Genomic DNA, 12,652 nt, shown 5'->3' with positions numbered 1-12,652 from the left:
GCTGTCCGGCTGATAAGTTGAAGCGGCTGTAAGAGCCGCTTCACTCTACCAGGATCAGACGTCCAGATTGGCGACGTTCAGCGCATTGTCCTGAATGAACTCGCGCCGGGGTTCGACGACATCGCCCATCAGACGGGTGAAGATCTCGTCGGCGACGTCCGCCTGCTCAACCTCGACGCGCAGCATCGAGCGGTTGTCGGGGTCCAGCGTGGTTTCCCACAACTGCTCGGCATTCATCTCGCCAAGACCCTTGTAACGCTGAATGGCAAGGCCCTTGCGACCTGCCGTCAGCACCGCTTCCAGCAATTCGCTGGGCCGGGTGACGACGACCGCGCCCTTGGATACCACCGGCAGATCGTCTTCCCCCGCCTCTTCGGCGGCAGCGGCCGCCTTTGCGGTGACCAGTCGGCTGGTGGTGCGAAAGCTGTCGGCTTCCTCGGCAGCGATGGAGTGCAGCTTGCGCGCTTCGGCGGAACCGATGAAGCCATGTTCGATCATGTGGTGATCGGTCACGCCGCGCCAGAGCCGCTCGAAATGGAAACCGCCCTCTTCGGCGATGCGGCCACTCCAGCGGCCCTCGTCATCCTGCGCGTCCATCCACTTGACGGTCGCCGTCAGCCGTTCTGCCTGCGCGTCATGGCCGAGTTCAGGATCAAGCGCGCCGTTGATGGCCAGCGCCTCGATAATGGCAGGATTGTAGCGGCGCGGCACATAGCGCATCACTGCGCGCATCCGGCGGCCATGCTCGATCAGCGAACGCAGGTCTTCGCCCGAACGCATGCCGCCGGTCGTTTCCAGCGCCATGGAATCAACGCCATTGTCGACCAGATACTGCTCCAGCGCCGCTTCATTCTTCAGGTAAACTTCTGAACGGCCCCGGGTCGCTTTGTAGAGCGGCGGCTGGGCGATGTAGAGGTGCCCGGCATCGATGATCTGCGGCATCTGGCGGTAGAAGAAGGTCAGCAGCAGCGTGCGGATATGCGCGCCATCGACGTCGGCGTCGGTCATGATGACGATCTTGTGGTAGCGCAGCTTTTCCAGGTTGAAATCGTCGCGGATGCCGGTGCCCATCGCCTGAATGAGCGTGCCGACTTCCTTGGACGACAGCATCCGGTCGAAGCGCGCGCGCTCGACGTTCAGGATCTTGCCCTTCAAAGGCAGGATCGCCTGATTATGCCGGTTGCGCCCCTGCTTGGCCGAACCGCCTGCCGAATCGCCCTCGACCAGGAAGAGTTCGGACTTAGCGGGGTCGCGTTCCTGACAATCGGCCAGCTTGCCGGGCAGGGAGGCGATGTCCATCACGCCCTTGCGCCGGGTCAGTTCGCGCGCCTTCTTCGCGGCCTCACGGGCGGCGGCGGCGTCGATCACCTTCTGGATGATCATCTTGCCATGGCCCGGATTCTCTTCCAGCCATTCCGCCATCTTGTCGGCCATCAGGCTTTCCAGCGGCTGACGGACTTCGGAGGAGACCAGCTTGTCCTTGGTCTGGGACGAGAATTTGGGATCGGGCAGCTTCACCGACACGATCGCGGTCAGGCCTTCGCGCATGTCCTCGCCGGTCAGGGACACCTTCTCCTTCTTCAACATGCCTGACTTGTCGGCATAATTGTTGAGGGTCCGGGTCAGCGCCGCGCGGAAGGCCGCAAGGTGCGTGCCGCCGTCACGCTGCGGGATGTTGTTCGTGAAGCAGAGCACGTTCTCATAATAAGAATCGTTCCACTCCAGCGCGACGTCGATGGTCACGTCGTCGCGGCTGCCCGAAATCGCGATCGGATCGGGCATCAGCGGTGTCTTGTTGCGATCAAGATATTTGACGAAGGCCGCGATGCCACCCTCATAAAATAGTTCGACTTCCTTCTTCTCCTCATGCCGAGCATCTGCCAGAAACAGTCGCACGCCGGAGTTCAGGAAGGCCAGTTCGCGGTAGCGATGCTCCAGCTTTTCAAAGTCGAACTCGGTATGGTTCTTGAAGGTGCCGCCGTCGCCGGGGGCCTTTTCGGTCGAGGGAAGGAAGGTGACCTTCGTGCCCTTCTTGCCTTCGGGAGCGTCCCCAATGACCTTGAGCGGTGCGACGGCATCGCCATAGGCAAAGCGCATATAATGCTCCTTGCCGTCCCGCCAGATGTTGAGGTCCAGATATTCGCTGAGCGCGTTCACGACCGACACGCCCACGCCGTGCAGGCCGCCCGACACCTTGTAGGCATTGTCGTCGGACGTGTTCTCGAACTTACCGCCCGCGTGCAGCTGGGTCATGATGACCTCGGCCGCAGAAACGCCTTCTTCCTTGTGAATGTCGGTAGGGATACCGCGGCCATTGTCTTCGACACTGACCGACCCATCGGGATTGAGCGTGATCAGGATGCGGTCGCAATGTCCGGCCAGCGCCTCGTCGATCGCGTTGTCGCTGACCTCGAACACCATATGGTGCAAGCCCGAGCCATCATCGGTATCGCCGATATACATGCCGGGCCGTTTGCGCACGGCGTCCAGGCCTTTCAGGACCTTGATGCTGTCGGCGCCATAGGCGTTGGTGTTGGGGCTGTTTTGACTTTCCTCGCTCATGCCTGAGCATATAGGGAAAGCCCCAAAGAAACTAAAGCGAAACATGCCGACTTCCGCTTGAGGATGGGCCGGTCTATCAGGGGCGCATGCGCGCTATCATCCCCCTGTTTCTGATGCTTGGCGCCTGTTCCGATAGCAGTGATGTGCTGGAGCAGTTGCCCAACAGCTCCATCGCCGGAGCACCGCGCGATGACATGCCCGAAACCCAGTTGGGAGCGAAGATCACACGCCCTGTCACCATTGGCGAGGATGGCCCGCGACTGGATGCCTGTGCCGCCATGGGGCAGGCGGTGCGCGTCGGCGCTCAGGGCCTGGCGATCCGTGCTGCGCCTTTTGCCGAGGCGCAGGAGGTCGGACGTCTGGCGGAAGGGGCGAGAGCCCTCGTATGCACACGCAGTCTGGACCAAAAGTGGCTTGGGGTGGTCGTCGTGCCGCAGCCACCGACCGATTGCGGCCTGTCCGAGCCGGTTGACCGGAAGCAAGCCTATGCCGGGCCGTGCCTTAGCGGCTGGGTGTCGAGCGCGTCGATCCGGTTGGTGGCCGGTTGATACGCTGAAGATATATTGGCCTTTTACAAAATGGCCTGTGGTTTCTAAGTGGACTTCTGTTTCTGATCGGAAAGAGTCGGTTCCATGTCCAATTCTGCTCTTCGTCCGCCCTCGCTGCTTCGATTGCTGGGCGTTTGGCGGGTCGCCGAGAGCGCCGAACCCGCCTATCGCCAACTGGCTGACGCGCTGCGCATGCTGGTGCTGGATGGGCGGGTAGGGCTGAACGTGCGCCTGCCGGGCGAACGGGAACTGGCCGCCGCGCTGGGCCTCAGCCGGACGACGATCGCGGCTGCGTTCGACCGGTTGCGTGATGAGGGCTATCTGGAAAGCCGTCAGGGTTCGGGCAGCGTCACGCGTCTGCCGCCCGGCCGGATACATCCCGAACCGCCTGAATTGGACCTGCCCATTGGCGGGAAGATCCTCAACTGGACTCATGCCGCACTGCCCGCCGCGCCGGGGGTAGGGCGCGCCTGCCAGGCGGCGGTTGAAGCCTTGCCGGCCTTTCTGGGCGACCTCGGCTATGATCCGCTCGGCCTACCGCCGCTGCGCCGTGCGATCGCCGCGCAGTTCGAACGGCGCGGCTGCCCCACCAGCCCTGACCAGATCATCGTCACCAACGGCGCACAGCAGGGCTTTGCCTTATTGCTGCAATGGCTGACGGGGCCGGGCGACCGGGCCGTGATAGACCACCCCACCTATCATAATGTCATTCAGGCGTTGCAGCGCGCGCATGTCGTGCCGGTGCCAGTTGGCCTTCCCGCGCAAGGGTGGGATATTGACGCCATGGAGGCCGCATTCCGCCAGACAAGCCCGCGCTTTGCCTATGTCATCGCGGATTTTCACAACCCGACCGGGCGCAGCATGGACCCGGCGACCCGGCGCGCCTTGGTCGCAGCGGCCACGCGTACGCACACGCCATTGATTATCGATGAAACCATGGTGGCGATGGGGCTCGACTTTCCCGCCCCGCCACCGGTGGCGATTCATGACCCGTCGGGGCGCCAGGTCATCACCATGGGATCGGCGAGCAAGATCTTCTGGGGCGGACTGCGCGTCGGCTGGATTCGCGCCGATCCGCAGACGATCGCGGCGCTCGGCCGACTGCGCACGACGATGGACATGGCCAGTCCGGTGGTGGAGCAGCTTGCCGTCGCGCAGTTGATCGACAGTGATGAGGGATTGGGGCCGCGGGCAGATCTGCTGCGTTCCCGCCGGGATCATCTGATCAGCGAGATCGACAGGCATCTGCCGCACTGGCGTGTCGAATCGCCTGCGGGCGGGCTCTCGCTCTGGGCCGAGCTACCGCGCGCCGAGGCAACGGCGCTTGCTGCGATAGCGGAAAGTCATGGGGTGCGCGTCGCACCCGGCCCGCGCTTCGGCGTCAGCGGCGCGTTCGAACGCTTCCTGCGCCTGCCCTTCACATTGCCGGAGGAGCAACTGACGATCGGGGTCGAGCGGCTGGCCGAGGCTGATGCACGGCTGCATGCCCGCCTGCCGCGCGGCCGTGATTCGCTGGCGGCGGCGCTGGAGGCGGATCGGCTGATTTGATGGGAGAGAGGCGCAGACTCCCTCTGCCCAAAACGTCATCCCAGCGCAGGCTGGGATCTCGGGCCTGCTCGCGCGCCCCCTCCTGAGATGCCAGCTTTCGCTAGCATGACGGAATCAACCAAACAAAAAAGCCGCGCAGGACATCTCCCGCGCGGCCCCTTATTTCTCTCGACGGCGCTTACGCGGCCTTCTTGTCAGCCTGATAGCGCTCGATCGCTTCCAGCGTGATGCGGCGCGCATCTTCCGCGCCGCCCCATGTGCCGATGCGCACCCACTTCTGCTTTTCCAGATCCTTATAGTGGGTGAAGAAATGCTCGATCTGCTCCATCACGATGCCGGGCAGGTCGTCCTTTTCATCGACGTCGCTATAATAGGGGAAGGTCTTGTTGTCGGGAACGCAGACCAGCTTTTCGTCGCCACCCGCTTCATCTTCCAGATTGAGCACGGCGATGGGACGAGCGCGCACGACCGATCCCGGCACGAAGGGCGAGCGGGCGATGACCAGAGCGTCCAGCGGATCGCCATCGGGCGACAGGGTGTGCGGCACGAAACCGTAATTGGCCGGATAACGCATCGGAGTATGCAGGATGCGATCGACGAACAGTGCGCCCGACGCTTTGTCGAATTCATATTTCACAGGCTCGCCGCCAATCGGCACTTCGATGATGACGTTCAGGCTGTTGGGCGGATCGTCCCCAACCGGGATCAGTTCGATATTCATGGACTTCAAGCCTTTTGATGCAAATTGGCGTTGCGGGTGATTATGTCCTTGGTTTGAGCAGCCGGTCGAGGCTGCCTTCACCCTCTCCTGATTTTTCGAGGCGCGGATAGCGCAGGCCGCCGGAATAAGCGAGCGTCAAAGTGCGGTAATATCTGTCCTGCTTGACGATGATCTGCATCGGCTTGGCGGCCTTCAGCGCTGCCTTGAACACCTCGCCCGAATATTCGTCCCCGTTGATCGCGACGATCTTCGTGCCGACCGCCAGCCCCGCCTTGAACGCGGCGCTGTCCCAGACGACGTTGGAGACTTCGCCGTCGCCCTTGACGATCAGGCCAACGCCGAAGCTCTGGTCGATATTCTTGCCCTCGGCCGCCTTGGTGAAGGCGTTGGGCGTGTCGCCATAGACCAGCTTGTAGCCGCCCATGGCAAAGCCGCCCTTGGGCGTCTCGCGCGTCGTGCTATCGACATATCGCGCGAAGAATCCGGTCCAGTCATAGGGCGCAACCCCGTTCAGCGTCTTGATGACATCGTCGCGATTATAGACGACCTGACCCCAATCGCCGGGGTTGATGCCAAAGAAAGCCTTGGCGAAATCGTCGAGGCCCTTTGCCCCGCGCGTCTGCCTGCGGATGATCGCGTCCGCTTCCAGCCAGATCATCAGCCCTTCATTATAATAGTCCTCCGACCGCTGCCAGCTCGTCCAGCCCTTGGGACGGCGAGCGGAAATGATCGGATCGTGGGTGGTATCCTCCATCGGCCGCCACTCGCGCCCGCGCGTCGTGTCGAGCTTGGCCGCGATATGAGCATAGGCGTCCAGCGTCTCCTGTTTGGAAAACAGGCCCGACCGCGCGCCCAGCACATAGCCCCAAAATTGCGTCTGCCCTTCATAGACCCACAGCAGATTGTCCTGCATCGGCACGTTGAAATCGGGCGTCCACAGCAGGTCCGGGCGGCGGAATTTGCCGTCCCAGCTATGGGTGAACTCATGGGGCAAAAGGTTGCGATCGAGCAGCGCTTCGCCATCCCCCCATTTCTTGAAATAGCCCGGCTCGACCTGATTCTCCGAAGATCGGTGATGTTCCAGGCCAATGCCGCCCATTTCGTCGGTGATGGCGAACAGGAAGTCATAATGATCGAAATGATAGGTGCCGAAGAGGGCGCCCGCTTCATCGACCAGCTTCTTGTGCTTGGCGATCTGGTCTGGCTTTGCCTCCAATTCGTCGGCATCGTCGGCGACGATATTCAGCGTGACATTATGGCCCAGGTCCACCGGCTTGAAATAACGCCCGGCGAATACCGGCGAATCCTGCAATGCTTCATAGTCGATCGTTTCATAAGCGACGGTCGATCCGGTCTTCCGCCCGCGCAGCGCGGTGGCCGCCTGCCAGCCATCGGGATAGGTCACCGTGGCCTGAACCGAAATCTGCCGAGTATAATAGCCTGCGGGATAGAGCGAGACCGACTCCCATTGGATATTCAGCATCTTGGGCGTGACGACGACACGCCCCTGACTGGACTGCGTCGCTGATAAGAACTGGAAGGAAGCGGTGATTTCTCGCGTGCCCTGCGGTACGTCGACGACGAATCCGTAGACGTTGAGCGGATCGCGCTTCCAGCCGACCGGCTTGCCATCGGCGGTAAAGGTCAGGCCGCTGATCTTCTCGATCTGGCCACGCGGCGCATGATTGCCCGGCAGCCATTCGGGCACCAGCAGGGTCATTGGCCCGCTCGACGCGACGGGGATATGCTCCTTCACCCGGAGGATTCGTTGAGTCGTGTCGGTCGCGTCCACCTCCAGCCGGATGGTGCCGCCGGGGTAGGGGATGTCGCGCGGCGCGGGGCTGGCGTCATTCACCGGCAGGGCAGCGGGCCGTGACCTTACGGCATCCTGAGCGGCGAGCGGGGTGATGATGGCTGTGGAAAGCAGGAAAGCGGCAGCAAGGCTGCGGATCATGGCTGTCTCCGAGAAAGACCTGGCAGGAATTGCCTCATGAACTCAGCATGACGAACCAAAATCTATGCGTCCACCGCGAAGAACAGCTATGAAATTATCTGACAAAAAAAGCGCGTTTCCTTGAGCCTTCTTTGCCGTTAAAGGCGCATCCCCATGGCGAAAATTGAAACCCCGCGCCCGGTGCGCGGCACGCAAGACATGCTGGGGGGCACGGCGGAAGCGTTCCAGGAACGTTTCGCCCATGTGGTCGCGACCTTTGACCGGGTCCGCAGGCTCTATGGCTTTCATCGCGTTGAAGTGCCGGTCTTCGAAGCAACGGCGGTGTTCGCCCGGTCGCTTGGCGAAAGCACCGACGTCGTTTCCAAGGAAATGTACACGTTCGATGATCGTGGCGGCGACAGTATAACCCTGCGTCCCGAGTTTACCGCTGGGATCGCGCGCGCCTATATTACCGAAGGCTGGCAACAATATTCGCCGCTCAAAGTGGCCACCCACGGACCGCTCTTCCGCTATGAGCGCCCCCAAAAGGGCCGTTTCCGCCAGTTTCACCAATTGGATGCCGAGATCATCGGCGCGGGCGAGCCGGGCGCGGATGTCGAATTGCTGGTCTTTGCCGACCAGTTGCTGCGCGAGCTTGGCGTATCCGATGGCGTCACTCTGAACCTCAATACGCTGGGGGACGCGGCCAGCCGTGACGCGTGGCGCGCCGCGCTGGTCGCCCATTTCGAGGCGCATCGCGATCAGCTGTCGGAGGACAGTCTCGACCGTCTGCATCGCAATCCGCTACGCATCCTCGACAGCAAGGACCCGCGCGACCGCCCCGTGGCGGACAGCGCGCCGGATATCGACGCTTATCTGACCGATGAAGCGCGCGACTTCTTCGGCAAGGTGACGGCGGGCCTTGATGCGGCGGGTGTGGCGTGGGAACGCGATGCGCGTCTGGTACGCGGCCTCGATTATTACCGTCACACCGCTTTTGAGTTCATCACCGATCGGCTGGGCGCGCAGGGCACCGTGCTGGGCGGAGGCCGCTATGACGGGCTGATCGAAAATCTCGGTGGTCCCTCGACCCCGGCCGTCGGCTGGGCTGCGGGGATAGAGAGGCTTGCGATGCTGATCGATGCGCCGGAACCTTCCGCGCCCGCAGTGGTCATGATCCCGCTGGGCGAGGCGGCAGAAGCGAAGGCGATTGGCCTGGTCGCTGATCTTCGCCGCGCCGGGATTATGTGCGACATGGGTTTTCGGGGGAATATGAAGAAGCGGATGCAACGCGCCAATGCTTCGGGTGCCGCTTGGGCGGTCATCATCGGCGACGATGAACTGGTTCGTGGCGAAGCGGGTTTGCGCGACCTGCGTTCGGGTGAACAGCAGGCCGTGCCGCTGGCCGATCTAGTCGGGAAGCTGACGGCTCTTTGATGCAAATCTCCGCCGAACGCATCGCGCAAATCGAGGCGCGCCGGGACGAGGTGCAGGCGTCGATGACGCGCGCCGACCTCGCGCCCGAGGAGTTCGTGCGGCTGTCCAAGGAATATGCCGAGATCGAGCCGGTAGCCCGCGCCGCCCATGAGGTGCGGCGGCTTCGGCAGGAGCTTCAGGCGCTCGAATATATGGCGGGCGGCGATGGTGCCGAGGCGGATGCCGCGATGCGCGAGATGGCGCAGGAGGAAATGCAGCTGATCAAGAGTCAGCTGCCGGATGCCGAACGCGCCCTGGCACTTCAACTGCTTCCCCGCGACGCCGCCGACGCGCGCCCGGCCATGCTGGAAATTCGCGCCGGAACGGGCGGTGATGAGGCGGCGCTCTTCGCCGGTGACCTTTTCCGCATGTATCAGCGCTATGCTGATGCACAGGGCTGGAAGATGGAGATGATCTCCGCCAATGCCGCTGAAGTCGGCGGCTTCAAGGAAGTCGTGGCCAGCATCAACGGCATCGGCGTTTTTGCCAAGCTCAAGTTCGAAAGCGGCGTCCATCGCGTGCAGCGCGTGCCCGTCACCGAAAGCGGTGGGCGTATCCACACCTCTGCCGCGACCGTCGCGGTGCTGCCTGAACCAGAGGAGGTCGATGTGCAGATCGCCGACGGCGACCTCAAGATCGACATCTACCGGGCATCGGGCGCAGGCGGGCAGCATGTGAACACGACCGACAGCGCCGTGCGTATCACGCACTTGCCGAGCGGCATCGTGGTGACGCAGCAGGACGAACGATCGCAGCACAAGAACAAGGCCAAGGCCATGCAGGTTCTCCGCGCCCGGCTTTACGAAGCGGAGCGGGAACGAACGCAGAGCGAGCAAGCGGGTGCGCGCAAGGCGATGGTCGGGTCAGGCGACAGGTCCGAACGCATTCGCACCTATAATTTCCCGCAGGGCCGCGTGACGGATCACCGCATCAACCTAACCTTGCACCGGCTGCCGGAAATATTGGAAGGGCCGGGGCTCGCTGAAATCATCGACGCGTTGATCGCCGAGGATGAGGCCGCGCGCCTCGCTCAACTGGACGGCATCGGGTGAGCATCGCCCAGGCGCTTCGCGATGCGGCTGCCCGGCTCCAAAATGTCAGTGATACAGGGCGTCTCGACGCGGAACTGCTCCTCGCCCATGCGCTGGGCATCAGTCGCAATGAATTGCTACTTCGCCAGCAAGACCTCACGGTGCCTTCCGGCTTTGGCGCGCTGATTGATCGACGGATTGAAGGCGAACCCATCGCCTACATCACCGGAGTGCGCGATTTCTGGACGATCAGCCTGCGGGTGACGCCCGATGTCCTGATCCCGCGCCCGGACACCGAAACGCTGATCGAGGCCGCGATTGACCATTTCCAAGGCCGCGCACCGGCACGCGTCCTGAACCTTGGCACCGGATCGGGCGCGCTGCTGCTCGCGGCCTTGGATCACTGGCCGCAGGCGACGGGCATCGGCGTGGATAGCTCCACCGCCGCGCTCGCCGTTGCCCGGGCCAATGCCGAACATCTCGGGCTTGCCGGGCGCGCGGCCTTTCAACTGGGCGACTGGGCTGAGGGGATAGCTGAACGGTTCGACCTCATCCTGGCCAACCCGCCCTATATTGAAAGCAACGCCGACCTTGCGGGCGATGTGTTGCATGAACCCGCAAGCGCCCTCTTTGCCGGTGTCGACGGCCTGGACGACTATCGGCGTATCGCGCCCATGATCGCCCGGCTGCTGGCCGAAGGCGGCATGGCAGCGATCGAGATCGGTCATGACCAGAGAGAAAGCGTGTCCGCCCTGCTTCAGGAACAGGGACTTGGCGTGGCCATGCGCAAGGACATGGCGGGACATGACCGTTGCCTGATCGTTACTCGTTCTCCACAGCTTTGAGCGCTCCTGATCCTCGTGCTGATCAGCCTGCGAACCGCACGCGCCGGAATTGCTCGGGCGCAAGTGAAATTCGCTTGGTTTATCCCGCCAAAGACACTACATGAGGAGCAGGGACGGCATTATCCTGAGGATCTGCCCTGTGGGCTTAGCCGAGAAAAGGCCGTTTTCCCGCTCCTTCAAAGTCACGACGGCGCTGCTGCGCAGGCGCCTCTGGCAGCGTAAGGGCAAGGGCTGTCGCGCAGCCCCTGTCCGGCGGAGCCCTACCCGGCCTGATGAGCAGGCTGTGCTTTAGGATAGCGACTGACTGATGATTTCAGTGAATGATGGCAAAGTGAACGCAAGGACCAGGCCTTGATCAACAACAGGCAGGCCGGTCGCCGGAATCGCGGCCGGAACAACAATAACGGACGTCCCAGCGGCGGTAACCGGGGCGGTGGCGATAGCGGCAACCGGATTGACAACCGCGCACGCGGCAACGCGGTCCAGCTTCTGGAAAAATACAAGAATATGGCTCGTGACGCCCAGATGGCGGGCGACCGGGTTAATGCGGAATATTATCTGCAGTTTGCCGATCATTATTTCCGCGTGCTGGCCGACAATCGCGCCCGGCAGGAGGAGCAGCAGCAGCGCTACCGCCGACCGGAAGACAATGGCGATTATGAAGGCGATGATTTTGACGCTCCGGAATATGCGGGCGATGATAATCGTGGCGAGCCGCAGCAGCAGCAGCATTTCGAGCGTGGCTATGAAGGCGATCGTCGCCGGGATCAGCCGCGTGACCAGCAGGACAATCGCGACCGGAATCGTCGGGATCGGCCGCGCCGGGACCGCCCTGCCTATGAAGCAGCCGAACGACAGGAAATGGAAGCGCCGGAAGCTCCCGCGCCTGTGGTGGAGCGTTCGCCCGCGCCTCAGCCCGAGGCGGAAGCTGCGGCAGCGCCTGAAGCGCCCCGCGCCCGCCGGGGCCGCCCCCGCAAGGCTGACACAGCGAAGTCAGAGGGCAGCGAAGGACTGGATCTTTCCGTCCTGCCGCCGTCGATCGCTCGTGCCGACAATGACAGCGAGCCAGCCGCAGAGGAAGCGCCGCGCAAGCGCACTCGTCGTGCGCGCCCGGCTGCCGAAGCGGCGGAATGATCTAGCGTTCTGCCTCGGACAGGCGGCGGGATAGAATTAAAGGGAGTGGCGTTCGCGCCGCTCCCTTTTTCATATTCCACCAGTGGCAATTCAGCGCGTGGGCAAAACCCGGGGCCGATGCTGGTCGTCCAGCGCGACGAAGGTGAAGAGGCCGCTGGTAAGGTCGATCTGCTGCTGATCCGCGCCGCGCGTCGCCACCACATCGACACGAATGCCCATCGAGGTCCGCCCGCGGCGTTCCTCATGCGCATAGACTGTCACAATATCGCCCAGCAGCATCGGCGATATGAATTTCATCCCATCGATCGCGACGGTCGCCACCGCGCCTTCGGCCAGTCGGCCCGCTACGATGCCGCCCGCAATATCCATCTGGCTTAATATCCACCCGCCAAAAATATGGCCGTTGGTATTGATCTGGGTGATGCCGGGAACCACCCGCAGAACCAGTTCGCCCCTTTTTTCAGTCATCGATCGACACCTCGTCCTTCAGCGGGTCCATGACCTGATCGTCGTGTCCTGTCCCGCTCGACAGGAACACGAGCGCCATCAATCCGGTCCCCAGCATGAAGGTCAACCAGACCCCGATGATGGTGGCCAGAACCATGTGCAACGGCATCGGTCCAGCCCATATCCGCAAGCAGACAAGCGCAACGCCGACGCACAGCGCGCCACCGATTGCCATCCAAAACATGATGCGGCGGAACCGTCCCCATGCGGTTGCGGCAATCAGAGGATCATCGAGGCCCTGTTTGTTTCTCATCTCTTTTCTTTGGGGAACGAAAGTGGGATCATCAAGGGACTGAGACATAATGTCTGAACGGCAAGGAGACGGGGCATGACGATCACCGCGATTC

At 62.6% G+C, this 12,652-nt stretch carries 12 protein-coding genes (1 of these 12 cut by a window edge); 7 read left to right on the top strand and 5 right to left on the bottom strand.

Annotated elements, in window-relative coordinates; all coding sequences use genetic code 11:
* Window positions 1–54: 54 nt before the first annotated feature.
* A complete protein-coding gene (gene gyrB / locus ACWNC0_RS21585; RefSeq protein ID WP_449474489.1) occupies window positions 55–2,562 on the bottom strand; it encodes a DNA topoisomerase (ATP-hydrolyzing) subunit B in 2,508 nt (835 codons plus the stop codon).
* Window positions 2,563–2,648: 86 nt separating this feature from the next.
* On the opposite strand from gyrB, the gene ACWNC0_RS21580 reads away from it, so the two are divergent.
* Complete coding sequence (locus tag ACWNC0_RS21580; protein WP_449474488.1) at window positions 2,649–3,110, top strand: hypothetical protein; 462 nt, start codon at window positions 2,649–2,651, stop codon at window positions 3,108–3,110.
* An 84-nt stretch (window positions 3,111–3,194) separates the two neighbouring features.
* Entirely contained in the window at window positions 3,195–4,658 is a 1,464-nt protein-coding gene (yczR, locus tag ACWNC0_RS21575; protein ID WP_449474487.1) for a MocR-like transcription factor YczR, read from the top strand.
* Between the two features lie 178 nt (window positions 4,659–4,836).
* On the opposite strand, the gene ppa is transcribed toward yczR, so the two are convergent.
* Window positions 4,837–5,379: an inorganic diphosphatase gene (gene ppa / locus ACWNC0_RS21570; RefSeq protein ID WP_449474486.1), complete on the bottom strand. Its 543-nt coding sequence runs from the start codon at window positions 5,377–5,379 to the stop codon at window positions 4,837–4,839.
* Between the two features lie 40 nt (window positions 5,380–5,419).
* Window positions 5,420–7,333, bottom strand: a complete 1,914-nt coding sequence (locus ACWNC0_RS21565; protein ID WP_449474485.1) for a M61 family metallopeptidase — start codon at window positions 7,331–7,333, stop codon at window positions 5,420–5,422.
* Between the two features lie 153 nt (window positions 7,334–7,486).
* Between ACWNC0_RS21565 and hisS the strand changes: the two genes are divergently transcribed.
* The 4 genes from hisS (at window position 7,487) to ACWNC0_RS21545 (ending at window position 11,798) form a co-directional block, all read left to right on the top strand.
* Complete coding sequence (gene hisS / locus ACWNC0_RS21560; RefSeq protein ID WP_449474484.1) at window positions 7,487–8,749, top strand: histidine--tRNA ligase; 1,263 nt, start codon at window positions 7,487–7,489, stop codon at window positions 8,747–8,749.
* Window positions 8,749–9,840 carry a peptide chain release factor 1 gene (gene prfA, locus ACWNC0_RS21555; protein WP_449474483.1) on the top strand — a complete coding sequence of 364 codons (1,092 nt, stop codon included), beginning with the start codon at window positions 8,749–8,751 and terminating at the stop codon, window positions 9,838–9,840. Before hisS ends, prfA begins: the two co-directional genes overlap by 1 nt.
* Window positions 9,837–10,664 (top strand): peptide chain release factor N(5)-glutamine methyltransferase, encoded by an 828-nt coding sequence (gene prmC / locus ACWNC0_RS21550; protein ID WP_449474482.1) that lies wholly within the window; start codon window positions 9,837–9,839, stop codon window positions 10,662–10,664. Before prfA ends, prmC begins: the two co-directional genes overlap by 4 nt.
* Window positions 10,665–11,015: 351 nt before the next feature.
* The gene (locus ACWNC0_RS21545; RefSeq protein WP_449474481.1) at window positions 11,016–11,798 is read left to right on the top strand and encodes a DUF4167 domain-containing protein; all 783 of its coding nucleotides are present in this window, start codon (window positions 11,016–11,018) and stop codon (window positions 11,796–11,798) included.
* Window positions 11,799–11,888: 90 nt separating this feature from the next.
* Here the strand turns inward: ACWNC0_RS21545 and ACWNC0_RS21540 are convergent, their stop codons facing one another.
* Window positions 11,889–12,266 (bottom strand): acyl-CoA thioesterase, encoded by a 378-nt coding sequence (locus tag ACWNC0_RS21540; RefSeq protein ID WP_449474480.1) that lies wholly within the window; start codon window positions 12,264–12,266, stop codon window positions 11,889–11,891.
* Window positions 12,259–12,558 (bottom strand): hypothetical protein, encoded by a 300-nt coding sequence (locus tag ACWNC0_RS21535; protein ID WP_449474479.1) that lies wholly within the window; start codon window positions 12,556–12,558, stop codon window positions 12,259–12,261. Before ACWNC0_RS21535 ends, ACWNC0_RS21540 begins: the two co-directional genes overlap by 8 nt.
* Window positions 12,559–12,633: 75 nt before the next feature.
* Between ACWNC0_RS21535 and ACWNC0_RS21530 the strand changes: the two genes are divergently transcribed.
* Window positions 12,634–12,652 carry the beginning of a CBS domain-containing protein gene (locus tag ACWNC0_RS21530; RefSeq protein ID WP_449474478.1) on the top strand. 410 nt of this gene lie beyond the right edge of the window, so only the first 19 of its 429 coding nucleotides appear in the window; it begins with the start codon at window positions 12,634–12,636; its stop codon lies beyond the right edge, outside the window.

Source organism: Sphingobium chungangianum (assembly GCF_977014255.1).
The sequence above is the reverse complement of the archived record's forward strand: the minus strand, read 5'-3'. Positions and strand labels throughout refer to the sequence as shown.

Coding starts and splice junctions, on each gene's coding strand:
- gyrB (WP_449474489.1), bottom strand. CDS start 2,562: ATGAGCGAGGAAAGTCAAAACAGCCCCAACACCAACGCCTATGGCGCC.
- ACWNC0_RS21580 (WP_449474488.1), top strand. CDS start 2,649: ATGCGCGCTATCATCCCCCTGTTTCTGATGCTTGGCGCCTGTTCCGAT.
- yczR (WP_449474487.1), top strand. CDS start 3,195: ATGTCCAATTCTGCTCTTCGTCCGCCCTCGCTGCTTCGATTGCTGGGC.
- ppa (WP_449474486.1), bottom strand. CDS start 5,379: ATGAATATCGAACTGATCCCGGTTGGGGACGATCCGCCCAACAGCCTG.
- ACWNC0_RS21565 (WP_449474485.1), bottom strand. CDS start 7,333: ATGATCCGCAGCCTTGCTGCCGCTTTCCTGCTTTCCACAGCCATCATC.
- hisS (WP_449474484.1), top strand. CDS start 7,487: ATGGCGAAAATTGAAACCCCGCGCCCGGTGCGCGGCACGCAAGACATG.
- prfA (WP_449474483.1), top strand. CDS start 8,749: ATGCAAATCTCCGCCGAACGCATCGCGCAAATCGAGGCGCGCCGGGAC.
- ACWNC0_RS21540 (WP_449474480.1), bottom strand. CDS start 12,266: ATGACTGAAAAAAGGGGCGAACTGGTTCTGCGGGTGGTTCCCGGCATC.
- ACWNC0_RS21535 (WP_449474479.1), bottom strand. CDS start 12,558: ATGAGAAACAAACAGGGCCTCGATGATCCTCTGATTGCCGCAACCGCA.